This is a genomic window from Kushneria sp. AK178, from assembly GCF_053903105.1.
Genome location: NZ_CP096381.1, coordinates 1,594,145 through 1,617,970 on the forward strand (window position 1 = coordinate 1,594,145; position 23,826 = coordinate 1,617,970).

Below are 23,826 nucleotides of genomic sequence, written 5' to 3' on the forward strand. Positions count from 1 at the left end.
GCTTTATATGATGATTCCATTCAATGGCCCTAAAGAATAGAGCATGTCACGGGCCGGTGCTTGTACACCCCTGTCGCCGGCCGTGACGCCGCCGGAAGGAACCGCGCCACACGCCGGGCGCTCATGAGCATGCCATGGGGTGGCCCGATGCTCGGCCCGGCGGTCACGGGAAATGGGCGCTGTCGGGATCACTGACTGTCGGCCGATGCGCTGTCCAGCGACCAGTTGACCAGTACGCCGGCATCGACGCTGATGGTACCCGGTGTGTAAGTGGCGCTGTCGGTCTGCTTGCTGCGGGCCGTGGCCATCATCACCGGGCGAAAGACCGGCGACCGGGTTTCCTGAATGCGCTCGACGCTGCCCAGTGACACGGACAGGGCCTGCGTCATCAGTTCAGCCTTCTGGTGGGCGCGCGCCAGTGCCTTTTGAAGCGCGCGATCCTCGACGCGCTCCCGGTCGCTGACGTCATAGCGAATGCCGGTCAGTCGGTCGATGCCGTTGGCAAAGAGCGCGTCGATGATGTCGGGCAACGATGTCAGGTCGTTGATGTCGATATCAAGGTTGCGCTCGATGACCACGCGCTCGCGCGGGGGAGCCTGCTGGTCGCGCTCCTGCGACTGCTGTTCATTGCGCACGCTGAGATGGCCGGCATGAAGACGATCGTCATCGATGCCCAGATCGCGCAGCGCACTGATCAGACGGGTGCTGCGCTTTTCCAGCCTGTCCCGCGCCCGGGCCGTGGCCTCGTCATCACGCGCTTCCCCCGTCTCGGCAAACGGGGTGGCTTCGACAAGGACCGCGTTGAGCGTGGCGCGATCGGGCAGGACCTCGATACTGGCTTCGGCCTGCACCTCGATCTGTCGCGATGGGGCCGGTTCTGCCGCCAGGGCGGGCAGCACCGGCAGGCTCGCGGCGACCAGTGCCAGAAACGTTGGAAGGCGCAGTGAAACGGGCATCAGGAAGCTCCACACAGGGCGCGATCGGCGCATAAATGAACGGTGACGGTATCAGGACGGGTCTGGCATGACCGCAGGGAAAATACCGTATGAAATAGTAAAGAGGCCGTGGCATGAAGTACAACGCTCTTTGTGTCAGCACTCGATCAACTGCAGAAAAGGTCGCCAGTGGCCTGAGGCGATGTTTGCCTCATCGGGCCTGCAGGATCATGATGAGTGCCAAGGATGCTGCCCGACCCCCCGTTTTTTGATCAGTCAGGACACTACATCAGGATGCATGTGAACAAACAATGGCTTGCCGGCCTGGCACTGGGCCTGTTTTCACTGTCGGCACAGGCGGACATTACAGTGCACGATATCGAAGGCCGGGACGTTACCCTCGATCAACCGGCGGAGCACATCGTGCTGGCGGAAGGGCGTCAGCTCATCGCCCTGTCGCTGCTGGACAAGGACCCGGCGCACTGGCTGCTGGGCTGGGGTAGCGACATGAAGCGCTCTCCCGAACTTTATGACATCTATCACCAGCGCGCCCCCGAGCTTGACGACCTGCCTATCGTGGGCGATGGGCCGGGTCCGGGCAGCATTTCGGTCGAAAGAATCATTGCGCTCAACCCCGATGCGGTGGTGTTGAGCCGCTCCCAGGTGCCGGTCTCCCAGGGCGAGGAGCTCATGCATCAGCTGGAGGCCGCCGGTATTCCCGTCGTGTTTATCGATTTTGCCACCGATCCGCTGGATGACACCGTGCCCAGCCTGCGGGCACTGGGCACGCTTCTGGGCCGGGAGGATCAGGCCGAACGGTTCATCAGTTTCTACGAGCAAAAGCGCCAGGCGGTTCTGGATCGTATCGAGGCGGATTCGAACACCGACAGGCCCTCGGTCATGATCGAAGCCCATGCCGGCATGAACGAGTGCTGCAATTCTCCCGGGCAGGGCAGCTTTGATCACTTCGCCCAGCGCCTGAACGTGGACAACATCGGCGCCGAGGTACTCAAGGGCAAGAGCGGGCGGATCGATCCCCAGTACGTACTGACTCGTGACCCCGATGTTTATATCGCTACCGGTGGCGGCTATCTGCGTCGGGTCAACGGGCTGGTACTGGGGCCGGATGTCGATGAAGCGGAGGCCCGGCAGTCACTGAAACACATTCTGCAGCGCCCCCTGATCGGCCACTTGAGCGCTGTTGAGAACGAGCGGGTCCATGGCCTGTACCACCATCTGATCAATACGCCGCTCAATATTCTGGTGCTGGAGCAGATGGCCCAATGGAGCTATCCCGACCGGTTTCAGGACATCGACGCCAGCCGGACGCTTGAAGCAATCAACGAGCACTACATCAGCGATTCGTTTAACGGAACGCTCTGGGTTGACCTGAAAGGGTAGGACCGCTGCCCGCTGGCGGGCAGCATCTCATGCGGGGAAGGGCGTCAGTAATCGATACCGCGTCGTGCCTTCAGGCCGTTGTTGAAGGCATGACGGGTCTCCTGCATCTCGGTAATGGTGTCGGCCATCGCCATCAGATCGCGATGGGCGTTGCGCCCGGTCACGATCACGGTCTGCTCGACCGGGCGTGCCTCGAGCGCCTGTCTGACCGTATCGATATCGAGATAGCCGAACTTGAGCATGTAGGTGATCTCGTCGAGCACCACCAGATAGATCGACGGGTCGCTCAGCATCCGGCTGGCGTCCTGCCATACCGCGTCACAGGCCTGCCGGTCGGTCTCCCGGTTCTGGGTCTCCCACGTAAAGCCGGTTCCCATGGTGGCCACCTGCAGGTTGGGGTCCTCCTGCAGGCGCGCGCGCTCGCCGCACTCCCATTCGCCCTTGATGAACTGAACCACGCCCACCCCGTAGCCATAGCCCAGCGCGCGGGTGACCGTACCCCACGCCGAGGTGGTCTTGCCCTTGCCGTTGCCGGTCAGGATCAGCAGCTGGCCGCGTTCTTCGCTGGCATCGGCCACCCGCTCATCCACGTGACTCTTTAGTTTCTCCATGGCGCGCTGATGGCGCGTCTGGCGTTGGTCGTCGTTGCTCATGTCATGGCCTCCCGTGAGTTGAATCCCTGTTGGCATCGCGCCTGTCGCTTACAGTGACAGAAACAGACCGGCAAGCGAGGCGCTCATCAGATTGGACAGGGTGCCGGCCAGGATCGCCTTCGGCCCCAGTCGCGCCACATCGCCGCGCCGGGAGGGGGCCATGACCGCCAGTCCGCCCATCAGAATGGCGATGGAGGAGATATTGGCAAAGCCGCACAGGGCGAAGGTAATAATGGCGCGCGTGTGTTCGCTGAGCTCGCCCTCGAAACCGGTAAAGGAGGCAAAGGCCACGAATTCGTTGAGAATCGTTTTCTGACCGATGAAATTGCCGGCTGCCACGGCTTCCGACCACGGCACCCCGATCAGCCAGGCCACGGGAGAGAAGATATAGCCCAGAATCAGCTGCAGGGTGAGATCCTCGAATCCGAACAGCCCGCCGATACCGGTGAGAATGGCATTGACCAGCGCGATCAGACTGACAAACGCCAGCAGCATGCCACCCACATTGAGCGCCAGCTGTACCCCGGTGCTGGCGCCGGTGGCGGCAGCATCGATCACGTTGGCCAGCTTTTCCTCGTCATCGGCGATCGAGATGTTGGTGTCGTGTTTCGGGGTGTCGGTCTCCGGCAGCATCATCTTGGCCATCAAAAGGCCGCCGGGCGCCGACATGAAGGAGGCGGCAATCAGATACTGCAGGTTGACGCCCATGGCGGCATAGCCGGCCAGTACGCCGCCGGCGACGCTGGCCAGTCCGCCGACCATGATGGCGAAAAGCTCCGAGCGGGTCATGTTGGCAATGAAGGGGCGCACCACCAGCGGTGCTTCTGTCTGCCCCACAAAGATGTTGGCCGCCGCAGACAGGGATTCCGGTCGGCTGGTGCCCATCAGCTTCTGAATGGCACCGCCGAGAATGTTGATGACCCAGCGCATGATGCCCAGGTAGTACAGCACTGACACCAGTGATGAGAAAAAGACGATGACCGAGAGCACCTGGATGGCGAAGATAAAGCCATTGTCACCGCCGGCCAGCGACCCGAAAAGAAATTCGATGCCGGCGCCGGCGCTGTCGATCACCGTCTGTACGCCGCTGGACATGCCCAGCAGGATGTTCTGGCCCACCGGAACATAGAGAACAAACAGGGCAAAGCCGGCCTGCAGAACAAAGGCCCAGAAGACGGTACGCAGTCGAATGGCGCGGCGATTTTCGGAAAAGATAAAGGCAACGGCCAGCACAAACACAATGCCGACCAGGCCCATTAGAATTTGCATGATCCGCAACTCCCGGTATGTATTATTGATTGTTCCAGGGAACAACAAGTCTCTCGTATCGCCCGGGCGCTTTCGTATTGCCCGGTCGCTTTTGCGCCCACCTTACCAGATTGAATCCTGAGCGCACGGACCGCGCGCGGCAAGGAAAAGCGCCTCCGGCACGGGCCCTGAATTATGGCCGGATCCGAAATTTGAATATACCCGGCGGTTATGGATTGCTAGGGTGGTCCGCTTTGCTACCGATGGTGACCCCCCTTCATGTCCTCTTCCGACTCCGCCCGAGTGCTCGGTCAGCGTATCGTATTTGCACTCAGTGGCGGCCTGCTGGTGCTGTTTGTGGTCGCAGCACTGCTCGATATCGATACGGTCAGTGGCTGGATCGATACCGCCTTTGGCTGGTCAACCTACTGGTTTGGTGCCTACTGGCAGCTGTGGATGCTGCTCAATCTCGTGATCGCCCTGGCACTGGCGTTGAGCCGCTACGGCGATGTGCGTCTGGGCGGCAATGACAGCGAGGTCACCATGTCGACCTTCAACTGGCACGCCGTGATTCTCTGTGCCCTGCTGGGCGGGGGCGGCGTGTTCTGGTCAACGGCCGAACCCATCTATCACTTCATGACCACGCCGCCGGCCTTTGACGGTGTGGAAAGCGCCACCCCCGGGGCCATCGGCCCGGCGCTGGCTCAGGGCTTTTTCCACTGGGGCTTCAGCGCCTGGGCCTGTCTGGGCACACTGTCGGCGCTGGTCATGATCCATGCCCACTACCATGGCGGTATTCGTCTGCGCCCACGGGCCCTGCTGTATCCCTTTCTGGGGCAGAAGGTGGAAACCCACTGGCTGGGCATCGTGGCCGATGTCATCTGCATTCTGGGTGTGGCCGCCGGCACCATTGGCCCCATCGGCTTTCTGGCCACTCAGCTGGCCTATTCGTTCAATACGCTGTTTGGCTGGGCCGACAGCTATAGCCTGCAGCTGGCCATTCTGGGCGGGCTGGTCATCATCTATACGCTATCGGCGGCCACCGGTCTGTCCCGCGGCATTCAGTGGCTCTCCAACTGCAACGTCTGGATCGTGATGGCGCTGTTCGTGCTGATTCTGGTGGCAGGACCGGGCACGTTTATCGTGCACTCCATGATGGAGGGCTTTGCCAGCTATCTGGATCATTTCATCGACATGTCGTTGCTGCGGGGCAGTAACAATGAAGCCTGGCTGGGGCAGTGGACGCTGTTCTTCTGGGGCTGGTTCATCAGCTTCGTGCCCTCCATGGCAATGTTTGTGGCGCGTATCTCGAAGGGCCGCACCCTGCGCGAGCTGGTGATTGCGCTGGCCATTACCGCGCCGGTGGCCACCAATATCTGGTTTGCCACGCTGGGCGGTTCGGGCATTTTCTACGAGCTTCAAAATCCCGGCAGCGTCTCGGACTCCCTGACTGCCGGCGGTCTGCCCGCCGCGCTACTGGCGGTGACCAGCCAGCTGCCGCTGGCGTTTATCATCGTGCCGGCCTTTTTGCTGCTGACCACCATTTTTGTGGCTACGACCGGGGATTCGATGGCCTATGCCATCGCCATGTCGGTGACCGGCGATGCTCGACCCTCGGCGCTGGTGCGCATTTTCTGGGCCATCTCCTTTGGCGTGGTCGCGGCACTGCTTCTGATGATGGGAGAAGGCGGCATCAGTGCCCTGCAGTCCGTTATCGTCATTGCGGCTGTGCCGGTGTCGCTGCTACTGCTGCCGCTGCTCTGGACCGGCCCCAGAGCCGCCTACGCCATGGCGCGCGAGCAGGGCATTGCCACCGAGAAGCGTCCCGCCAACCGGTAAGGCGCGCGTGTGCCTTGATGACATGAATGAAAAAGCCTCGCAGTAGCGAGGCTTTTTTCATGGCCGGTCGGAAAACTCGGCAATCAGGAGGGCAGACGTCCGGGGTCGCTGCTGTCGCTGCGGCCCGGCGCCACGCGCTGATCCTCGCGGGCCCGCTCCTCGCGCTCGTCCGGCTGCATTTCGGGCGAATCCGGATAGATCAGGCTGATCACACGCTCGCCCGGTCGCGGCGCCAACAGGGCGTCGGTATGGACCACGCGCAGCCGGCCGTTGGCGGCTACGCAGAACAGCGGCATCAAACGGCCATCGTGAATGCGGCGATACTCTTCAAGGCCGAAGCTCTCGGTCATTCTGGCGACCCGAATGTCGGCCCCGCTGGCGATCAGACTGGCCAGCTTGGCAAAGGTGGCCTCGTCATTGAAAAGGCGTGGCAGATGGCCCAGCGCGCGGTCCTGCTGACGCTTGGCGTGCTTGCTTGACTCCTCGGCCAGCCGGAAGACATTGCCGTACCCCAGCATGTGTTCAAAGTGCAGTGCCGCCAGATTGTTGAGTTCGCGGTAGGGCGACAGCGGCAGCAAACGCCCGATGCCCGTCAGCTCCAGATGCTGGGTGGCATGTTCGGACAGCGGATTACCGTAGTAGACCGGCAGCCCGGCCATGCGCGCTTCCTGAACGGCGTCCCAGCTGGTATCGGTCAGTCGAACGGTCCACCCCATCGTCATCAGCTCGCTGGCGATGGCGCGAGCGACCGGGTTGGCGCCGATGATGAGAAACCCGGTGGGTTCGGGTTCGTTGACCTTGAGCGCCTTGACGATGGGCTTTGAAAAAATGCTCTGAATGACCACGGTGCCGATGATGACCAGAAAGGTCACCGGCACCAGCATCTCGGCACCTTCAACGCCGGCCTGTTCGAGTTTGATGGCAAAGAGCGATGCCACCGCGGCGGCCACGATACCGCGTGGCGACAGCCAGGCCAGCAGCGCCTTCTCGCGCCAGTGAAGCTCGGTGCCAATGGTGCAGACCCAGACGGTAATGGGCCGGGCCACGAACATGAGCACGCCCAGAAACACCCATGCGGGCCAGTTCAGGGTCATGAGCTGCTCGGTGGAGATGCGGGCGGCCAGCAGAATGAAAAGACCCGACACCAGTAGTACCGTCAGCGTCTCCTTGAACTCGATGATCGGACGCACCGGAATGCCGCGCATGTTGGCCATCCAGATGCCCATGACGGTCACGGTCAAAAGCCCCGACTCTTCAAACAGCGCGTTGGAGCCGGCAAAGAGCGTCAGCATGATCATCAGGGTGCCGAAGTTGTGCAGCCGCTGCGGCAGCCAGTAGTGGCGCAGGATAAGCCCCCAGAGCCAGCCGCCCAGCGCGCCGAGGCCGAAGCCGAGGCCAAGGGTCTGGGCAAACAGCAGCAGGGTGTGCGAGGCGGCGCCGTTTTCCTGGCCCAGCGCCACGAACTCATAGATCAAAACAGCCAGCAGGGCGCCGACCGGGTCCACCAGGATGCCTTCCCAACGCAGGATCTGGGAGAGATTGGCCTTGGCCCGCAGTGTCTGCAGCAGCGGGATCACCACGGTCGGGCCGGTCACGACCAGCAGCCCGCCCAGCACGGCGGCGATCTCGAGCGGCATGTCCAGAAGCCACCAGGCCGCCATCGTGCCGATCAGCCCCGTGATCACCACACCCCAGGTAATCAGGCGAATGACGGTCCGGCCGTGGCCGCGCAGGTCCTGATAGTTGAGCGTCAGACTGCCCTCGAAAAGGATCACCGCCACTGACAGTGATACCAGCGGAAACAGCAGATCCCCCAGGATGGCATCCGGGTCCAGCCAGCCGGTGACGGGGCCGGCAATCAGGCCGACAATCAACAGGGGCAGAATGGCAGGCAGATGCACCTGCCAGGCCGCCCACTGACACATCAGGGACAGCAGGCCGATCAGGGCCAGATAGAGCGCAGCGTGTTCCATGCAGGAGGATTCCGATGCCAGGGACTGATAATGGATGCGCAGCCTAGCCGCCGGCGATAGCCGTTGCAACGGGCAGCAAAAGCGGCCGCCTTAAGATGGCGGCCATTGATCATTACTGTGACGCTTTTTGAGAACGAAGGTGGGTCAATAGCGCCTGGAGAGGGTGTTCCAGCGTGACGTTCGAAAATCGTTTGACCTGGCTGCGACAGGAGTAGCCGGTGGCCAGCAGCCGGGTCTGGTCGTCCCCGGATTCAACGAGCGGCTGCCAGGACTGGCTGTAAATGATGCGCGATGTCTCGAGGTTGCGCGCTTCGTGGCCGTAGGTACCGGACATGCCGCAGCAGCCGGTGGGTACCAGCTCGAGCTCGAGACCGAAGGCGTCAAATATCTGCTGCCAGGCCTTTGCACTGCCGGGCGCGTTGGTCCTTTCGGTACAGTGGCTCAACAGCCGATAGCGAATGCCCGATCCGGTCGGGGTGCCGGTCGATGCCGGTGCCAGGGTGGCGGCCATGGCGAGCAGCCACTCCTGGGGCAGCAGCACCTCGGGGACGGCGTCCCGACCCAGAGTATCGACATACTCCTGGCGGTAGGTCAGGGTCATGGCCGGATCCAGGCCGATCAGGGATACCTTATGGCGGGCCAGGGCCTGGAGATGTTCGGCCTGGGTGCGGGCAGCTTTGTTAAAACCGCCCATGAATCCCTGGACGTGCATGGGCTTGCCGTTGGGCCGGTAGGGCGCCACGAACACGCGGATGCCCAGAAGGCTCAGACATTCGACAAACTGACGGGCGACACCGGCATCGAACCAGGAAGTAAAGGCATCCTGCACCAGCACGACGCTGCGCGCTCTTTGCTGCTCGCTTAAAAGTCCAAGCGAGACCGGTGTGGCCTCGGCAATGCCCCAGGCATCGAGCTGCTTGTGAAAGTCGCTGTGTGAAAAGGCGGGCGCATCCACCATGCCGACCCAGCGTGCCATGACGTACTGCACGGGCCTGCGGCGCAGCAGCGCGTTGTACAGCGGCGCCACCGGCTTGAGCCGCGGCATCAGGGTTTCCATGCGAGCGATCAGGTGATCGCGCAGCGGCCGCAGGCGCCGGCCGTGGTAGAGCTCCAGAAAGCGGCTGCGAAAGTCCGGCACGTTGACCCGGACCGGGCACTGCCCGGCGCAGGACTTGCAGGCCAGACAGCCGGCCATCGCCTCGTGAACCTCATCGGAGAAACGATCTCCACCGCTTAGGGTGCGGCGCAGCCGTGCCGGCAGTGTCCTGAGTCGCTGAAGTGGTCCGGCCCGACGCAGCTCGCGCGCCTCGGCCAGCACATCATTGCCGGCTGCCTGCTCACGTCTCAGCCACTCCCGCATCAGGCTGGCGCGCCCCTTGGGCGAATGGATACGCTCACGGGTCGCCTTCCATGAGGGGCACATGGCGTCGTTGGGGTCGTAGTTGTAGCAGGCGCCGTTGCCGTTGCAGTAGACCGCGCTCTGGTAACTCTGCCAGACCCGCTCGTCGATGGTGCGATCCAGCTCGCCGCGGGTGGTGACGCCATCCACTTTCAGCAGCGTATCCCGGCTCTCCGGCGGTGTGGCGATCTTGCCGGGGTTGAGCTGATTGCGCGGGTCAAAGGCGCCCTTGAGCTGCTGCAGTGCCGGGTAGAGATCGCCAAAAAAGGCCGGCGTGTATTCCGAGCGAATGCCCTTGCCGTGTTCGCCCCACAATAGCCCGCCGTAGCGCCGGGTAAGGGCGACGACCTCATCGGAGAGCGGACGGATCAGGGCTGCCTGCTGCGGGTCCTTCATGTCGATGGCCGGGCGCACGTGCAGTACGCCGGCGTCCACGTGGCCGAACATGCCATATTCGAGGCCATGGCGATCGAGCAGGTCGCGAAACTCGCTGATGTAATCGGCAAGCTGCTCGGGCGGTACCGCCGTATCCTCGATAAAGGGGATCGGGCGCTTTTCGCCCTGCACGTTCCCCAGCAGTCCGACGGCGCGCTTGCGCATGCCGTAGACCGTGGTGATGCGCTCGCGGCCCCAGGCGATGGTATGGCCCAGGCGTTCGACATCCCGGTTGTTTTCGAGCGCCTGTGTAAATGCCTCGACGCGACGCTTGAGCGATGCTTCGTCGTTGTCGTTGAACTCCACCAGATTGATGCCACGCACCGGTGCGCTGCCTTTTTCGCCGGCGGGGAAGTATTCCGCCACGCCATCCCAGACGATGTCCTCCATGGCGAGCATCAGTACGCGGTCATCAATGGTCTCGATGGATGTGGGCGCGTCCGGGCCGTCATCGCTGCCCATCAGGGCGCGGGCGTCGCGCAGGGCATCCATGAAGCCGGCATAGCGCACGTTGATCAGCGCCGAGTATTCGGGCAGCGGCAGCACGTTGAGGGTGGCCTCGATCGTCAGGCTCAGGGAGCCCTCGCTGCCACACAGCACGCTGTTGAGATCGAAAAGGCCGTCGTCAGTGCGCAGGTGGGCCAGGTCATAGCCGGTGAGACTGCGGTTGAGCGGTGGAAAGACGCGCTCGATCTGCTCGCCACGGGTATCAATGATGTCCCGGGCGCAGCGATGCACCTCACCGACACGATCCGTGCGCGCGCACTGCGCCTCGAGGGCCTCATCATCCAGCGGCCGACTGACAAAACGCTCGCCGCCCAGCAGGGCAACATCCAGCTCGAGGACGTGATGACGGGTCTTGCCATGGGCGCGCGAGCCTTGGCCGCAGGCGTCAGTGCTGATCATGCCGCCGATGGTGGCGCGGTTGGAGGTCGACAGTTCCGGGGCAAAGAAAAGCCCATGGGGCTTGAGGGCGGCATTGAGCTGGTCCTTGACCACGCCGGCCTGCACGCGCACGCGGCGGTTGTCCACGTCGATGTCGAGGATGTGATGCATGTAGCGGGTGACATCCACCACCAGCCCGTCGGTCAGGGACTGGCCGTTGGTGCCGGTGCCGCCGCCGCGCGGGGCCAGCACGACATCGGTAAAGGCCGCTTCACCGGCGAGACCGGCCAGCAGAGTGATGTCATCGCCGTCGCGCGGGTAGATGACGGCGCGGGGCAGGCGCTGATAGAGCGAGTTATCGGTGGCCAGTACGATGCGGTTGGCGTCGTCGGCTGCAATATCCCCCTTGAAACCGCGGGCACCAAGGGTGTCGAGAAACTGCTGATAGCACTGCTCGAGCGCTGGGGTCTGAAGCTGTTCGGTCATGATCAAGTCTTGCAACCGGTGTCTGTCAGGAGCGGGCGATGGGCCTGCGTCATGACATCAGGCGTCAGGCAGGGGGGCGCTGTCTCATGGCAGGCGGCGGTCGCCATTGTGGTTCGGGATGCGCATAATGCACTGGCCGTCATGCTGCTGCGGCAGATAAAGTAGCGCGCTCGGCTGTCGGCCAATAGTGTCGGGCAGCGTTATTTTTTACAATGTGTTCCTTACGCCTGATGCCGCATCGTGCTTTCACGATTGGCGGATATTATTGTCACGAACCGACAGGATAGTCATGCTCGATCCCAAACTGCTGCGCAGCGATCCTGACAGCGTTGCCGCACGCCTTGCCCGCCGCGGCTATGCCCTCGATGTTGACCGGGTCCGGGCGCTGGAGACGCGTCGCCGTGAACTCCAGACCCGTACCGAAGAGCTCCAGAACGAGCGCAACACCCGCTCGAAGGAGATCGGACAGGCCAAGTCACGCGGCGAGGACATCGAGCCGCTGCTGGCGCAGGTAGGCAACCTGGGAGATGAGCTCGATAGTGCCAGTCGTGAACTCGCCGAGGTGCAGGCCGAATTCGAGGAGATCGCCACCGCGATTCCCAATCTGCCGCATGACAGCGTCCCCGAGGGGCAGGACGAGGACGACAACGTCGAGCTGCACCGCTGGGGCACGCCGCGCGAGTTTGATTTTACCGTGCGCGATCATACCGATCTGGGCGGCATGTACGGCTATCTCGACTTTGAACTGGCCACCAGGATTACGGGCTCCCGGTTTGCCGTCATGCGCGGGCCCATCGCGCGGCTGCATCGCGCATTGGCACAGTTCATGCTTGATAAACAGACGCTCGAGCACGGTTATGAAGAGATGGCCGTGCCCTATATCGTCAATCGCGACTCGCTGTTCGGAACCGGGCAGCTGCCCAAGTTCGGCGATGACCTCTTCAAGCTGGAAGGCGATCAGGAGTACTACCTGATTCCGACCGCCGAGGTGCCGCTGACCAACATCGTGCGTGACGAGATCATCGACGGGGCACGGCTGCCGCTTCGCATGACCGCCCATACCCCCTGCTACCGCAGCGAGGCCGGGGCCTATGGCCGCGACACCCGCGGCATGATTCGCCAGCACCAGTTCGACAAGGTCGAAATGGTGCAGGTGGTTGATCCCGCGCACTCCTATGACGCACTCGAGGAGATGCGCGGCCATGCCGAGGCGATCCTGCAGGCGCTGGAACTGCCGTATCGGGTGGTCACGCTGTGTACCGGTGACATGGGCTTTGGCGCGGCCAAGACCTACGACATCGAAGTATGGCTGCCCAGCCAGAACACCTATCGTGAAATCTCCTCGGTCTCCAACGCCGAAGATTTCCAGGCACGGCGCATGCATGCCCGCTTTCGCGGTCAGGGTCAGAAAAAGCCGTCACTGGTGCATACCCTCAACGGCTCCGGACTGGCCGTCGGGCGCTGTCTGCTGGCACTGATGGAAAACCATCAGCAGGCCGACGGCTCGATCACGGTGCCCGAGGCGCTTCGCGCCTGGATGGGGGGCGTCGAGCGCATTAACCAGCCGTAATGCCGGGCGCGTCGGGACATCGGTGCCGACGCGCGGCATGATCGGGCGATAACGATAATTCTCAGGGCGCGCTTATGGAACTGCTTTCTCTTCAGGTGGACCCCCGCCATCTCGATGCTCACTTGATCGGCGCCGGTCAGGCGGCGCTGACGCTGGCACGTCAGTTTCGGGGGCTGGAACTGGCCCTGACCCTGCACGGCGAGAGGATGCCGGCACTGACCGCGCTGGCACGTGAAGAGGGCTGGCACTGCGTGGAAGAAATGCCGCAGACAGGCCGGCTCTGGATCGTGGCCACCGGCAGTGCCGATGAGGATGCGCGCTGGGCGGCCACGGCACACGAGCTGCAAATCGGTGTGTATGTACCGTCCTGTCCCGAGCTTTCGACCGTGCGGCTGCCGGCACGCACTCAGGCGCTGGCGCCCGAGCAGGCCAACGATCTGCGGCGCGGGCATGTCTCGCTGGTAGGCGCCGGCCCCGGCGATCCCGGGCTTTTGACCCTGCGCGCGCTGGAGCGGCTGCAGGAGGCGGATGTCGTTATTCATGACCGGCTGGTCAGCCCGGAGATTCTGGCACTGGCCAATCCGCAGGCACGACGGCTGTATGTCGGCAAGGCCCGCTCGGCCCATAGTGTGCCCCAGGAGGGCATCAACCAGGCGCTGGTGGACTGGGCGCGCGGTGGGTATCGCGTTGTGCGGCTGAAAGGCGGCGATCCCTTTATCTTTGGCCGTGGCGGCGAGGAGCTGCAGGCGCTGGCAGATGCGCAGCTCTCCTTTGAGGTCGTGCCGGGCATTACGGCGGCCACGGGCATTTCGGCGTATACCGGTATTCCGCTGACCCATCGCGATCACGCCCAGTCCGTGCGTTTCGTGACCGGTCATCTGCGCAACGGCACCTGTGACCTGGACTGGCAGACGCTGGCGGCCTCGGGGCAGACGCTGGTCTTTTACATGGGGCTGGGAACCCTGGATACCCTGTGTGAGCGGCTGATCCAGCATGGTCTGTCAGCGTCAACGCCGATCGCATTGATCGAGCAGGGCACAACGGCCCGACAGCGCCTGCATGTCGGCACGCTTGACGACCTGCCGGGGCGGCTTGCGGACCTGAAGGCGGCGCCGCCGACCCTGATCATCGTCGGGGAGGTCGTGACTCTGCACGACACGCTGGGCTGGTTTGCCACACAAACGGCCAGAAGCCTGGGCTGGGAGAGTGGCAAGCATCCCTCGCCGCTGCCACTGGCGGACAGTCGCTGACAGCCGTACAGCGGGTGCTCGAAGATGGCCCGGTTATGCCATCAGTGCAAAAAGGAGAAGTCGGGCAGTGCGAAGGGCATGGGGATGTTCTGCATGTAGCCGATCACCAGCGCCAGCATGATAGGGCTGAACAGGGCAAACAGGGTCAGCATCAGCCAGTTGACGCGTTCATACCAGAGCACATTGCGATAGCGACGGTTGGAAGGCAGCGGATCCCGCAGTGAGCGGTACCCCATCGGCAGCGCCTCTTCCGAAGGCTCGTCGGTCGTTACCCCGGTCTCCTGCTGTGCCATCATGACACCATCTGCGCCTGGATCAGTGAATCGATCAGCACATCCTCACCCATCTCCGGGCGTGTTACGCGCAGAATGATAAAGGCGGTACGATGGGCGGACTCGAACGTGTTCCACGCCTCGTCAGGAGATGCCAGAAACGACTCCACCCAGCGTGAGGCCCATGCTTGGCAGGGCGTGTGGTGCTGCGGATAGCAGGGACGCGTCATCACGAATACTCCCTCGAAAGCGGTGCGGGTCATGACAGTATATCAGCGAACGTCGCTGTCGCGATTATCGGTCGTCGCGCTGCGGGAGGAGCCGGGTGTCGAGGTCGTATTGCGCTGCTGGTAGCTGCGCCTTTGCTCTCTCAGGTTGCGCTGTGATTGCCGCAGCTGCTGCTGTTGCAGGGTACGCTCTCCCCGGGAATGGGTACTCTGCTGGTTGCGCAGGCTGGATTTCTGACGGTCGATGCTGTTTTGCTGCGACTGTATGCGGGAGTGCTGCTGAGCGCGTTCAAAGCGCTGCTGTGCGTCACTCCCGGCGCGCTCCTGTGAGGCGGCAATGCCCTGTGACGTGCCCAGTGCCAGCAGCAGGGCGGCAGACAATGACAAAAGACCTGCGCGATAATAATGCATGTTGGCGCTCCTGTTATCGAGCACGGACTGTAGCGTCGCTAGCCCGCCTTGCGCGTTATACCGGCACGATAAAATTGAAACTCCTCGGCCATGGCAAGCTCATGGGCGGCCTGGCGAAATTCCTGCATGGTGCAGATATAGTGCCCGTTGGGACAGCGTAGTTCATGATGGTCCGGTGCACGGGCCGGCCAGGAAAGCGTGACATTGCAGTCGGGACAGCGCGGTCCACTGCGAGAGCCAGTCGGGTTCATGACATTTCCCTTGTCAGTATGGGAGGTAACCGGTATCTGCCATCGAAGGCATTCCTTGCCGTTCGTGGCGACGCGGACTCTAGCATAGAGTAGCGGGCCGTACAGGCTTGCCGGTATAGCCAAATAGGCTGGCAGGGCGCTTATTTAAGGTTATCTAAAGCTCGTAAACCCCGGCGAGAGGGGGCCCATAAGACCCTTCAAATGATTTTCGAGAATAATTCACAAATCACGGAACCAATCCCGAGCGCCGGAGTCAGAGATAGTGCAAGACATCCTTCTGGGTTTCTTTGCCCCTCTTTTACGAGGGGCTTTTCTTTGTCCGGCACCGGCAAATCCGGTCCTGCCGGCTACGTCTATTGATTGACTGACATTGCGCAATGCGTACAATACGCCGCACTCGCGGGAGTGGTGGAATTGGTAGACACGCTGGATTTAGGTTCCAGTGCCGCAAGGCGTGAGAGTTCGAGTCTCTCCTTCCGCACCATCAAGAGCGTCGCTTTTTTCGTTATCTCTTCCTTTTCTACCTTTGCTCAAGGGGCTCAAGGGAGAGGCTGGCAGAGCCGCACCGGCCAGCCACGATGTTTTTTAATGGCCTTTAGTCCTTCTGCAAATCCTGACGCTGTTCCTCTTCGTTGAGCTCCTTGCAGGCGTCTCTGGCCGCCTCTTCTGTCGTGTAGGTCGCGATTTCCATTCTGGTGCCCTCCAGAAACACGACGAATCCTTCGACGTGATCGTTTTCACCCGTGGAGGTGAACTCGCCTGCCTGCGCGTATTGATAGGTATAGGGCATGGTGATCTCCGGTAGTTGCTGTAGTGATGTCCCTACATGGAGGCTAGGGGAGTCGCTACCGTCATGCCATGTGGGAACTGTTACCTTTGGTCGTCGTTTGATGAGGCTTGTGAAACGTGCGCCAAAAGTGCGTTCAGGACCCATCATGTCTGCCGATATCCTGCTGATAGGGTCAAGGGGCAGGTCATGAAGATGGGGTCAGGATACTCTCTGATGGCAAGAGGCAGGCGCCTGGTCGAACGGTTTGATCACGGGCTTGCCTGTTCCATGCCGGGCTATTGCAGCTTCTGTCTGGCAGGCACGGTAGGCGACAGGCCCTGGTGCGATGCCTGTTTCAGGGGACTGCCGTGGCATGACAGTGCCTGCCCCGTGTGCAGCGAGCCGCGCCCGGCATCGGTGCCTGAAGATGTCCCCTGTGGCCACTGTCTGAAACATCGGCCCGATTTCGATGACAGCCGGGTCCCGTTTCTCTATGAAGAAGAGATTGCGCAGCTGATCCAGCGCTTCAAGTTCAGTGCCGACCGCCGCGCCGGCCGGATCCTGTTGCAGCTCATGCTGCACGCGTTCAAAACGCAGCGCGGGTCGATGGAGGCCATCGTCACGGCCGATCTGCATCACCAGCGGGCACGAGAGCGCGGGTTCGATCAGACGCTGTGGCTGGGCAGGCGAATGGCCGAGGCGCTGGATCTGCCCCTGTACCGGGCGATGCGTCTTCGCTCGACGCCGACCCAGCGAGGGCTGTCGCGTTCGGCCCGGCGGCGTAACGTTCGTCGCGTTTATCGCGTCACGTCACCGCTGCCTTCTGCCGTGCTGCTGCTTGATGACGTCATGACTACCGGTGCCACGCTCGATGCGCTTTCACGCGCCTGTCGCGAGCAGGGGGCCACCCATGTCAGGGCCGGTGCGCTTGCCCGTACCCCGGCGGCACGCGCAATCTGATAGCATGGCGCCTTCGCACGCGGAGGTCACCATGATGGCTCACCCCTTTGAACAGCTCGATCCGGCACGCATCGTGGCGGCCATGGAAGCACAGGGCTTTCGTATCGAAGGCGAGCCCTTTGCGCTCAACAGCTACGAAAACCGGGTCTTTCTATGGCGCGACGACAACGATCAGCGCTTTATCGTCAAGTTTTACCGGCCCGACCGGCTCGGGGATGCTGCCATTCTCGAGGAGCATGCCTTTGTCGATGAACTTTATGCTGCGGGCTGTCCCGTCAATCGGCTCTGGCGCAACGACCTGGGCGAGTCGCTGCATTACCATGACGGTTTTCGCCTGGCGATCTTTTATTTTGTGCCGGGGCAGGCGCCGGAGCTGGATAACCCCGAACACCTTTTTGCGCTGGGAGAGGCGATCGGTCGAATCCACACCGTCGCCCGGCGCAGGCCCTTTGCGCATCGCTCCATACTGCGACCGCACACCATCGCGCTCGAGAGTCTTGAAAGCATTCGGGCCAGCCACTGGCTCAACGCGCGCCAGCGCCGTGCCCATGAACAGATCAGTCAGGCACTGCTGGATATGCTGCCTGACAAGGCGTGGCCGGATGATGCCTTTCAGCGTGTTCATGGCGACTGCCATCTGGGCAACATGCTGGGGCGCGAAAGCTATTTTTCGCTGGTGGATTTCGATGACTGTGTCATGGCGCCGGCCGTTCAGGATCTATGGATGCTGCTGACCGGCGAGGATGAGCCGTCCTGGCAGGCCCAGCTGGCCGAGCTGCTGGAAGGCTATGAAGAATACTGCACGCTGGATCGGCGCCAGCTGGGGTGGATCGAACAGCTACGAACCCTGCGTCTGGTGCGCTATAGTGCCTGGCTGGTAGAGCGCTGGAGCGATCCGGCCTTTCCCCGGGCCTTTCCCTGGCTTGCCAGTGAACACTACTGGGATCAGCATATCAGAACCCTCGAACAGCAGCGTGTGGCGCTGTCGTCGCCCCGCTGGCTGGCCTGACCCCGCGCCGGCGCGACCCGGCCGACCGGAAATGAAACATGCCACGGCGCCCTCACGGGCGCTGGATATACCCGAAACGCAGGAAAGAAACATGAGTCAGGAGATGGAAAACCACTACCGCGAGATCCTGTCTGCCCTGGGGGAAGACCCGGAGCGCGAAGGACTTCAGGACACGCCGGCACGGGCGGCCAAGGCCATGCAGTTCTTGACGCACGGCTATCAGCAAAGCCTTGGCGATATCGTCAATGACGCGGTGTTTTCATCGGATACCGATGAGATGGTGATCGTCAAGGACATCGAGCTCTATTCGATGTGCGAGCATCACATGCTGCCCTTTATCGGCAAGTGCCATATCGGCTATCTGCCGCGCGGCAAGGTGCTGGGGCTGTCCAAGTTTGCCCGTATCGTGGACATGTATGCCCGTCGCCTGCAGATTCAGGAAGAGCTGACGCGTCAGATTGCCAACGCCGTACAGGACGCCACTGATGCCCGCGGGGTCGGTGTGATCGTCGAGGCGCGCCACATGTGCATGATGATGCGCGGCGTGGAAAAACAGAATTCCAGCATGAAAACATCGGTCATGCTGGGCGACTTCCGTGACAACCTGCCTTCACGTCAGGAGTTTCTGACGCTCGTCTATAACTGAATGTTCCGCGTGGTTGCCGCAGGCGAGTGTCGCTCCCGGTGGCAACGGTTCTCCTGTTCGGTGGCATGTCCTATGCTTGGGGAATATCCCGAGTGCTTCAGGGACCTCAAGTCGACAGGAGAACGACATGGATACGTTGAACGACCAGAGCCTTTTCCGACCCTTTGCCTACATTGACGGCAACTGGGTCGCGGCCGACAGTGGCGAGCAGATCGAGGTCGACAACCCCGCCACGGGTGAGATCATCGCCCGGGTGCCGCGGCTGGGCACCGCCGAGGCCAATCGTGCCATCGAGGCAGCCCATGCTGCCTTTGCCGACTGGCGCGGCCGAACGGCCATCGAGCGTGCTGATATTCTCCATCGCTGGTATGAGCTGATGATCGAGCACAAGCGCGATCTCGGCCGGATCATGACGCTCGAGCAGGGCAAGCCCGTTGCCGAGGCTGAAGGCGAAATCGTTTACGCAGCCAGCTTCATGCGCTGGTTCGCCGAAGAAGCGCGGCGTGTCTATGGCGATACCATTCCGGGGGCGAAGGCCGATCAGCGCATCATGGTGCTCAAACAGCCGGTCGGCGTGGTCGGGGCCATCACGCCCTGGAATTTCCCGTCTTCCATGATTACCCGCAAGGCCGCCGCTGCGCTCGCCGCGGGCTGCCCGATTGTCATCAAGCCGGCCGCCCAGACGCCGCTGTCCGCTACGGCACTGGCGGTGCTGGCCGAGCGCGCCGGGGTACCGCGTGGCGTATTCAACGTTCTGCCGGGCAGCGCCAGCGAGATTGGCCGTGCCATGACCGATTCGACGCTGGTACGCAAGATCACCTTTACCGGGTCGACCGAGGTCGGGCGCAAGCTGATGGCCCAGGCGTCGAGCCATATTCAGAAGATTTCGCTGGAACTGGGCGGCAATGCGCCCTTTATCATCTTCGATGATGCCGACCTGGATGCCGCCGTGGCCGGCGCCATGGCGTCCAAGTTCCGCAACGCGGGGCAGACCTGTATCTGCACCAACCGCTTTCTGGTGCAGTCGGGCGTGATCAATGCCTTCTGCGAGAAGCTGGCGGCTGCCATGAACGGCGAGCTGGTCGTGGGAGAAGGCATGCAGGAGGGTGTCAACATCGGCCCCATGATCAATGAGGATGCCCTCAACAAGGTGCACGAGCACGTTCAGGATGCCATCGACAAGGGGGCCGAGCTCATGATCGGGGGGCATCAGCACACGCTGGGCGGGCGCTTTTATCAGCCCACGCTGATCAATGGTGCCGACACGTCAATGAAAGTGGCCTCCGAGGAGACCTTCGGACCGCTGGCGGCTGTCTTCGCCTTCGATGACGAGGCGCAGGCGATTCGCATGGCCAACGATACCGAATTCGGTCTGGCGGCCTATTTCTACACGCGTGATGCCGGGCGCATCTGGCGCGTGGGCGAGGCGCTGGAATACGGCATCGTGGGCGTCAATGAAGGGCTGGTCTCCAATGCGGCGGCACCGTTCGGCGGCATGAAGGAATCGGGACTGGGCCGTGAAGGATCACGCTACGGGCTGGAAGAGTACATGGAAACCAAATATCTGTGCATGACGATCCAGTAATACAGACAGCGGCCCGATCAATGGGCCGGACAACAGAAAACCCCGCCATCGCGGGGTTTTTTGGTCATCGGCGGGCTGTTTGCTTTCGAGCCGTGCCGATCGGGCATGAGGCTTCAGGAGCACATGCCGGTGCTGGCATGCGCCGCCGGTGTGAATGACCAGCTTTCCACCTTGGAGTAGTGGTAGGTGCCGGCTGTCGTGACGGCAGTCACGGCAACGGCGATGGTCAGTTTCTTGATGGTCAATCCCTTGAAGGCCAATGACTTCCACATGTGAATTTACTCCGAAGTTTTTTTGATTTTTTTGCCTTCGCAGGTGAGAACGGCCAGCACTGATCGGGCTGCGCATTATTATCCGAAACGTTGAAATTCACTGTGCCGTTTGGATTAAGAAATGCTTCAGCAGCGCATGGTGGACACTTGAGCCAACACGGGGTCATCGAAGCGACATTCAGGCCCCCTGGGGGACGGGTGTGATGGCCTGATCCAGCGCCGGCAATCTCAAATACAAGGGGCCGCCATCGCGAGATGGCGGCCCCTTTCGATGAGCGCTGTGTGGCTCTCGACCTCAGTGTCTGAAGTGTCGCATGCCGGTAAAGACCATGGCCATGCCGGCCTCATCGGCGGCCTTGATGACGTCCTCGTCACGCATCGAGCCGCCGGGCTGGATGACCGCCGTGATGCCGGCTGCCGCGGCGTTGTCGATGCCGTCGCGGAACGGGAAGAAGGCGTCGGACGCCATGACGCTGCCCTTGACCTCAAGCCCCGCCTGTTCTGCCTTGATGGCCGCGATCCGCGCGGAGTTGACGCGGCTCATCTGGCCGGCACCCACACCCACCGTCTGACCGTGGCGCGCATAGACAATGGCGTTGGACTTCACGAACTTGGCGACCTTCCAAGCAAACAGCAGATCATCGAGCTCCTCGGCCGAGGGCGCGCGCTGCGTGACCGTGCGCAGATCATCGGCCGTCACCATGCCGCTATCGCGTGACTGCACGAGAAGGCCGCCGGTGACGCGCTTGTAGTCAAAGCTTTCCGGCGCGCTGTCGGGCCAGGCGCCACACGCCAGCAGGCGCACGTTTTTCTTGCCGGCCACCGCGTCGCGCGCGGCGTCGCTGATGCTCGGGGCAATGATGACTTCGACAAACTGGCGCTCGACGATGGCGGCAGCCGTTTCACCATCCAGCTCGCGGTTGAAGGCGATGATGCCGCCAAAGGCAGATTCGCTGTCAGTGGCAAAGGCCAGTTCATAGGCGCTTTTGAGCCGGTCGTCACGGCTGATGCCCACGCCGCAGGGGTTGGCATGCTTGACGATGACACAGGCAGGCGCCTCGAAGGTCTTGACGCATTCAAGCGCGGCATCGGTGTCTGCCACATTGTTGTAGGACAGCTCCTTGCCCTGCAGTTGAGCGGCACTGGCGACGCTGCCCGGTGCCGGGTCACGTTCAGTGTAAAAGGCCGCCTGCTGGTGCGGGTTTTCGCCGTAGCGCATCTGCTGGCGCTTGTGGAACTGCGTCGACCAGGTACGGGGCAGGGCAGCGGTGTCACTGTCGTCGCGCTCGACGATGCCGCCGAGGTAGCTGGCAATGGCAGCATCATAGCCTGCCGTGTGCTCGAAGGCCCTGACGGCCAGATCAAAGCGCAGAGCGCTATCGCTACCCTGTGCTGAGCCTTCCAGAGAGTCGAGAACGCGCGTGTAGTCGCCCGGATCCACCACGACGGTGGTATGGGCGTGATTCTTGGCGCAGGCGCGAACCATGGTGGGGCCGCCGATGTCGATGTTCTCGATGGCGCGCGGCAGCGTGCAGTCCGGGTCGGCGACGGTCTCCTCGAAGGGATAGAGATTGACCACCACCATGTCGATTGGTGCGATGTCATGGGCTGCCATGACGTCATCGTCCTGACCGCGGCGGCCCAGAATGCCGCCGTGGATGCGCGGATGCAGGGTCTTGACCCGACCATCCATGATTTCCGGAAACCCCGTGTGCTCGGAGACTTCGGTGACGGCAATGCCCTGCTCATTGAGAAGGCGCCATGTGCCGCCGGTCGAAAGAAGCTCGACGCCCAGTGCGGCAAGGCGCCGGGCGAAGTCCACGATACCTTCCTTGTTGGAGACACTGATCAGGGCGCGGCGGACCGGCAAACAGGCGTTGGACATTGCAGTCTCGTCTTGATGAGTCATGAGGTTTCCGTGGCAGGCAGTAGACGTGTCATGCGTGATCAAGGCATTCGGCTCAGATCAGATCGTACTGTTTGAGCTTCTTGCGCAGCGTTCCGCGGTTCAGGCCCAGCATCTGTGATGCCTGGGTCTGGTTGCCGCGGGTATAGGTCATGACCGAGCGCAGAAGCGGCGCTTCCACCTCGGCCATGACCATGTTGTAGAGGTCGGTTACGTTTTCACCATCAAGATGGGAAAAATACTGCGACATGGCCTGATCGACCGCCTCACGCAGCGTCCGTGACTGTGATGGATGCTGGTGAAGCTGAATGGGGGGTTCACCCTGGTGATCAGACAATGGATGACTACTCATGCGGCACGCGTTCCATCTATAGGGGCGAACGGAGAATTTTCGGCGAAAAGCGTTTCCAGAAAGCGCTGCTGTTCATCGCGGCTTTCAAGGGTATTGAATTCGCGGCGCCAGCGTTCGCCATGCTCGGCGCCGGCGAGGTACCAGCCGATATGCTTGCGGGCAATGCGTACGCCCATGTGCTCGCCGTACAGCGTATAAAGGGCTTCCAGATGGTCGGCCATGACGCCGGCGCGCTCATCGGCGGTCGGTGGCGTCAGCAGGCTGTTGTGCGCCAGGTAGTGCTCGATCTCGCGAAAGATCCAGGGGTTGCCCTGGGCGGCACGCCCGACCATGACCGCATCGGCGCCGGTATGGGCCAGAACCTGGCGTGCCTTTTCGGGGCCATCGATATCGCCGTTGGCAAAGACCGGTATGGACAGTGCCGACTTGATCCGGGCAATGGTGTCGTATTCGGCCTTGCCCTGGTAGCGCTGCTCGCGGGTACGGCCGTGAACGCTCAGCGCTGCAATGCCGGCGTTTTCGGCCATGCGGGCAATGGTGAGCGCGTTGCGGCTCTGATCGCACCAGCCGGTGCGGATCTTGAGCGTTACCGGAATGTCCACGGCGCCGACCACGCGCTCCAGAATATCGGCGACCAGCGCTTCATCACGCATCAGGGCCGACCCTGCTGCCTTGTTACAGACCTTTTTGGCCGGACAGCCCATGTTGATGTCGATGATTTCGGCACCATTGTCGGCATTGACGCGCGCCGCATCTGCCAGCATGGCAGCGTCGCCGCCGGCGATCTGCACCGAGCGGGGCCCGGGCTCGCCGCTGTGATCCAGTCGCAGTCGCGATTTGGGCGTGTGCCACAGCCGTTTGTCGGCGGTCACCATCTCGGAGACCACCAGACCTGCGCCGAGCCTTCTGCAGAGCTGGCGAAAGGGGCGATCGGTGATTCCCGCCATGGGCGCAAGAATGACGCGCCCGGACAGCCGGTGAGGGCCGATACAGGGCAGTCCGCTAACCATTGAGAGCTTGATCCGGAAAAGGGAGGGACATGATAGCGACCTGAGCGCCGATCTTGAAGGGTCAGGTCGCGTTGCTTCGCCG

22 protein-coding genes and 1 tRNA gene are annotated in these 23,826 nt (G+C 62.2%); 9 read left to right on the plus strand and 14 right to left on the minus strand.

The annotated features are described in order from the left end of the window. Positions 1–188 precede the first annotated feature (188 nt). The gene (locus M1D97_RS07125; protein ID WP_456270038.1) at positions 189–956 is read right to left on the minus strand and encodes an SIMPL domain-containing protein; all 768 of its coding nucleotides are present in this window, start codon (positions 954–956) and stop codon (positions 189–191) included. Positions 957–1,235: 279 nt separating this feature from the next. Here M1D97_RS07125 and M1D97_RS07130 point away from each other — a divergent pair, with 279 nt between their 5' ends. Then, complete coding sequence (locus M1D97_RS07130) at positions 1,236–2,336, plus strand: ABC transporter substrate-binding protein (RefSeq protein ID WP_456270039.1); 1,101 nt, start codon at positions 1,236–1,238, stop codon at positions 2,334–2,336. Between the two features lie 44 nt (positions 2,337–2,380). Here M1D97_RS07130 and cobO read toward each other — a convergent pair whose 3' ends face one another. Next, entirely contained in the window at positions 2,381–2,989 is a 609-nt protein-coding gene (gene cobO, locus M1D97_RS07135; protein WP_456270040.1) for a cob(I)yrinic acid a,c-diamide adenosyltransferase, read from the minus strand. A gap of 48 nt (positions 2,990–3,037) precedes the next feature. After that, positions 3,038–4,258: a NupC/NupG family nucleoside CNT transporter gene (locus M1D97_RS07140; protein ID WP_456270041.1), complete on the minus strand. Its 1,221-nt coding sequence runs from the start codon at positions 4,256–4,258 to the stop codon at positions 3,038–3,040. Between the two features lie 258 nt (positions 4,259–4,516). Between M1D97_RS07140 and M1D97_RS07145 the strand changes: the two genes are divergently transcribed. Next, complete coding sequence (locus M1D97_RS07145) at positions 4,517–6,076, plus strand: BCCT family transporter (RefSeq protein WP_456270042.1); 1,560 nt, start codon at positions 4,517–4,519, stop codon at positions 6,074–6,076. A gap of 83 nt (positions 6,077–6,159) precedes the next feature. On the opposite strand, the gene M1D97_RS07150 is transcribed toward M1D97_RS07145, so the two are convergent. Both M1D97_RS07150 and ydiJ read right to left on the minus strand, forming a co-directional pair. Further along, positions 6,160–8,049, minus strand: a complete 1,890-nt coding sequence (locus tag M1D97_RS07150; protein ID WP_456270043.1) for a cation:proton antiporter — start codon at positions 8,047–8,049, stop codon at positions 6,160–6,162. Between the two features lie 112 nt (positions 8,050–8,161). Further along, positions 8,162–11,254: a D-2-hydroxyglutarate dehydrogenase YdiJ gene (gene ydiJ / locus M1D97_RS07155; RefSeq protein WP_456270044.1), complete on the minus strand. Its 3,093-nt coding sequence runs from the start codon at positions 11,252–11,254 to the stop codon at positions 8,162–8,164. A 289-nt stretch (positions 11,255–11,543) separates the two neighbouring features. Here ydiJ and serS point away from each other — a divergent pair, with 289 nt between their 5' ends. Next, positions 11,544–12,824 (plus strand): serine--tRNA ligase, encoded by a 1,281-nt coding sequence (gene serS / locus M1D97_RS07160; RefSeq protein WP_456270045.1) that lies wholly within the window; start codon positions 11,544–11,546, stop codon positions 12,822–12,824. Positions 12,825–13,261: 437 nt separating this feature from the next. Then, on the plus strand, positions 13,262–14,074 hold the full coding sequence (gene cobA, locus M1D97_RS07165; protein ID WP_456270186.1) for a uroporphyrinogen-III C-methyltransferase: 813 nt from the start codon (positions 13,262–13,264) through the stop codon (positions 14,072–14,074). Between the two features lie 41 nt (positions 14,075–14,115). Here the strand turns inward: cobA and M1D97_RS07170 are convergent, their stop codons facing one another. The 4 genes from M1D97_RS07170 to M1D97_RS07185 are packed head-to-tail and all read right to left on the minus strand — an operon-like array spanning position 14,116 to position 15,235. Further along, positions 14,116–14,370 carry a hypothetical protein gene (locus tag M1D97_RS07170; RefSeq protein WP_456270046.1) on the minus strand — a complete coding sequence of 85 codons (255 nt, stop codon included), beginning with the start codon at positions 14,368–14,370 and terminating at the stop codon, positions 14,116–14,118. Then, a complete protein-coding gene (locus M1D97_RS07175) occupies positions 14,367–14,609 on the minus strand; it encodes a hypothetical protein (RefSeq protein WP_456270047.1) in 243 nt (80 codons plus the stop codon). The genes M1D97_RS07170 and M1D97_RS07175 overlap by 4 nt, the downstream gene beginning before the upstream one ends. 9 nt (positions 14,610–14,618) lie before the next feature. Beyond that, positions 14,619–14,984, minus strand: coding sequence for a hypothetical protein (locus M1D97_RS07180; protein WP_456270048.1), 366 nt, complete (start codon positions 14,982–14,984; stop codon positions 14,619–14,621). Between the two features lie 38 nt (positions 14,985–15,022). Further along, positions 15,023–15,235: a hypothetical protein gene (locus M1D97_RS07185; RefSeq protein WP_456270049.1), complete on the minus strand. Its 213-nt coding sequence runs from the start codon at positions 15,233–15,235 to the stop codon at positions 15,023–15,025. 399 nt (positions 15,236–15,634) lie between these two features. Between M1D97_RS07185 and M1D97_RS07190 the strand changes: the two genes are divergently transcribed. Beyond that, positions 15,635–15,719 (plus strand) — tRNA-Leu (locus M1D97_RS07190). 111 nt (positions 15,720–15,830) lie between these two features. Here the strand turns inward: M1D97_RS07190 and M1D97_RS07195 are convergent. Continuing rightward, positions 15,831–16,025: a hypothetical protein gene (locus tag M1D97_RS07195; protein ID WP_456270050.1), complete on the minus strand. Its 195-nt coding sequence runs from the start codon at positions 16,023–16,025 to the stop codon at positions 15,831–15,833. A 213-nt stretch (positions 16,026–16,238) separates the two neighbouring features. Here M1D97_RS07195 and M1D97_RS07200 point away from each other — a divergent pair, with 213 nt between their 5' ends. The 4 genes from M1D97_RS07200 to M1D97_RS07215 all read left to right on the plus strand — a co-directional run bounded on the left by M1D97_RS07200 (position 16,239) and on the right by M1D97_RS07215 (position 20,204). After that, positions 16,239–16,964, plus strand: a complete 726-nt coding sequence (locus M1D97_RS07200) for a ComF family protein (protein WP_456270051.1) — start codon at positions 16,239–16,241, stop codon at positions 16,962–16,964. 34 nt (positions 16,965–16,998) lie between these two features. Next, a complete protein-coding gene (locus tag M1D97_RS07205) occupies positions 16,999–17,973 on the plus strand; it encodes a serine/threonine protein kinase (protein WP_456270187.1) in 975 nt (324 codons plus the stop codon). Positions 17,974–18,064: 91 nt separating this feature from the next. Continuing rightward, positions 18,065–18,619, plus strand: a complete 555-nt coding sequence (gene folE, locus M1D97_RS07210) for a GTP cyclohydrolase I FolE (RefSeq protein WP_217639618.1) — start codon at positions 18,065–18,067, stop codon at positions 18,617–18,619. 127 nt (positions 18,620–18,746) lie between these two features. Continuing rightward, positions 18,747–20,204: an NAD-dependent succinate-semialdehyde dehydrogenase gene (locus M1D97_RS07215; RefSeq protein ID WP_456270052.1), complete on the plus strand. Its 1,458-nt coding sequence runs from the start codon at positions 18,747–18,749 to the stop codon at positions 20,202–20,204. A 113-nt stretch (positions 20,205–20,317) separates the two neighbouring features. On the opposite strand, the gene M1D97_RS07220 is transcribed toward M1D97_RS07215, so the two are convergent. From M1D97_RS07220 to dusB, 4 genes are all read right to left on the minus strand, one after another. Next, the gene (locus M1D97_RS07220) at positions 20,318–20,476 is read right to left on the minus strand and encodes a hypothetical protein (protein WP_456270053.1); all 159 of its coding nucleotides are present in this window, start codon (positions 20,474–20,476) and stop codon (positions 20,318–20,320) included. Positions 20,477–20,771: 295 nt separating this feature from the next. Then, on the minus strand, positions 20,772–22,385 hold the full coding sequence (gene purH, locus M1D97_RS07225; RefSeq protein ID WP_456270054.1) for a bifunctional phosphoribosylaminoimidazolecarboxamide formyltransferase/IMP cyclohydrolase: 1,614 nt from the start codon (positions 22,383–22,385) through the stop codon (positions 20,772–20,774). Positions 22,386–22,437: 52 nt separating this feature from the next. Next, complete coding sequence (fis, locus tag M1D97_RS07230; protein WP_456270055.1) at positions 22,438–22,734, minus strand: DNA-binding transcriptional regulator Fis; 297 nt, start codon at positions 22,732–22,734, stop codon at positions 22,438–22,440. Next, a complete protein-coding gene (gene dusB / locus M1D97_RS07235) occupies positions 22,731–23,744 on the minus strand; it encodes a tRNA dihydrouridine synthase DusB (protein WP_456270056.1) in 1,014 nt (337 codons plus the stop codon). Before dusB ends, fis begins: the two co-directional genes overlap by 4 nt. Between the last annotated feature and the right edge of the window lie 82 nt (positions 23,745–23,826).